General features: G+C 67.0%; 1 protein-coding gene. It reads right to left on the bottom strand.

Annotated features, from left to right (window positions below):
• Positions 1-95 precede the first annotated feature (95 nt).
• Positions 96-1,859: a proteasome ATPase gene (arc, locus tag E1284_RS40390; RefSeq protein WP_131945386.1), complete on the bottom strand. Its 1,764-nt coding sequence runs from the start codon at positions 1,857-1,859 to the stop codon at positions 96-98.
• Positions 1,860-2,000: the final 141 nt, after the last annotated feature.

Raw genomic sequence — 2,000 nt, 5'->3', positions numbered from 1 at the left:
TGGCGGGGGTGTGGCGCGGCGGGGGCGCCGGCGGACGCGCGCGGCGGCCTCCCTTCCGGGGGGCCGCCGCGCGGTCTCGGTCATGGTGCGGGGCGTTACAGGTACTGGCCGGTGTTGGCGACGGTGTCGATGGACCGTCCGGCCTCGGCGCCCTTGGTCCCGGAGACGAGCGTGCGGATGTAGACGATCCGCTCGCCCTTCTTGCCGGAGATGCGGGCCCAGTCGTCGGGGTTGGTGGTGTTGGGCAGGTCCTCGTTCTCGCTGAACTCGTCGACGCAGGCGGCGAGGAGGTGGCTGACGCGCAGCCCCTTCTGGCCGGTGTCGAGGAACTGCTTGATGGCCATCTTCTTGGCCCGGTCGACGATGTTCTGGATCATGGCGCCGGAGTTGAAGTCCTTGAAGAACAGGACTTCCTTGTCGCCGTTGGCGTAGGTGACCTCCAGGAAGCGGTTCTCCTCGCTCTCGGTGTACATGCGCTCGACGGTCCGCTGGATCATCGCCTCGACGGTGGCCTCCTCGGAGCCGCCGTGCTCCTTGAGGTCGTCGGGGTGCAGCGGGAGGCCGCTGAGGATGTACTTGGAGAAGATGTCCTTGGCCGCTTCGGCGTCGGGCCGCTCGATCTTGATCTTGACGTCGAGTCGGCCGGGGCGCAGGATCGCGGGGTCGATCATGTCCTCGCGGTTGGACGCGCCGATGACGATGACGTTCTCCAGGCCCTCGACACCGTCGATCTCGCTGAGGAGCTGCGGGACGATGGTGTTCTCGACGTCGGAGGAGACTCCGGAGCCGCGGGTGCGGAAGATGGAGTCCATCTCGTCGAAGAACACGATGACGGGGGTCCCGGCGGACGCCTTCTCCCGGGCGCGCTGGAAGACGAGCCGGATGTGCCGCTCGGTCTCGCCGACGTACTTGTTGAGCAGCTCGGGGCCCTTGATGTTGAGGAAGAAGCTCTTGCCCTCCTGGCCGGTCTTCTCCGCCACCTGCTTGGCGAGGGAGTTGGCGACGGCCTTGGCGATGAGCGTCTTGCCGCAACCGGGGGGCCCGTAGAGGAGGACTCCCTTGGGCGGGCGGAGCTGGTGCTCGCGGAAGAGGTCGGCGTGCAGGTAGGGAAGCTCCACGGCATCGCGGATCATCTCGATCTGGGAGCCGAGGCCGCCGATCTCGTTGTAGGAGATGTCGGGGACCTCTTCGAGGACGAGTTCTTCGACCTCGGCCTTGTGGATCTTCTCGTAGGCGTAGCCGGACCTGGACTCGAGCATCAGGGAGTCGCCGGCGCGGAGGGGGACCCCGCGCAGCGGCTCGGCGAGCTTGACGACGCGCTCCTCGTCGGCGTGCGCGATGACGAGGGCCCGTTCGCCGTCGTCGAAGAGCTCCTTGAGCATGACGACCTCGCCCTGCTCTTCGAACGCGAGCGCCTCGACGACGTTGAGCGCCTCGTTGAGCATGACCTCCTGGCCGCGCTGGAGATCCTCGACCTCGACGGCGGGGCTGACGTTCACCCGGAGCTTGCGCCCGCCGGTGAAGATGTCGACCGTCCCGTCGTCGCGTGCTTCGAGGAAGACGCCGAATCCGGATGGTGGTTGTGCGAGCCTGTCGACCTCCTCCTTGAGCGCCACGATCTGTTCGCGAGCCTCTTTGAGGGTCGCTACGAGTCGCTCGTTCTGGCCGGTTACGGCGGCCAGGTTCGCCTGTGCCTCATGGAGGCGTTCTTCCAGTACGCGTACTTGGCGCGGGGATTCCGCGAGCTTGCGGCGCAGCACGGAGATCTCCTCCTCCAGGAAGGAGATCTGCGTTTGAAGGTCCCTGACCTCCTTTTCGTGCTGCGCCCTGCGCGCCCCAGCATCGTCACGAGCGGCCACGCCCCGTCACCTCCTCACGAAGAGAGCCGACGACCTACTGAGACCCTACCTATCTGGAGGGCTTCCGTAACCTGCCCATTCGGTGTTCGTGTCGTGCGGGGGTCTTCCCGGAGGGTCGGGAGGGGTGCCGCGGGGGCGGTG

The sequence above is a fragment of the Actinomadura bangladeshensis genome (assembly GCF_004348335.1).
GTDB classification, from domain to species: Bacteria; Actinomycetota; Actinomycetes; order Streptosporangiales; family Streptosporangiaceae; genus Spirillospora; species Spirillospora bangladeshensis.
The sequence above is the reverse complement of the archived record's forward strand: the minus strand, read 5'-3'. Positions and strand labels throughout refer to the sequence as shown.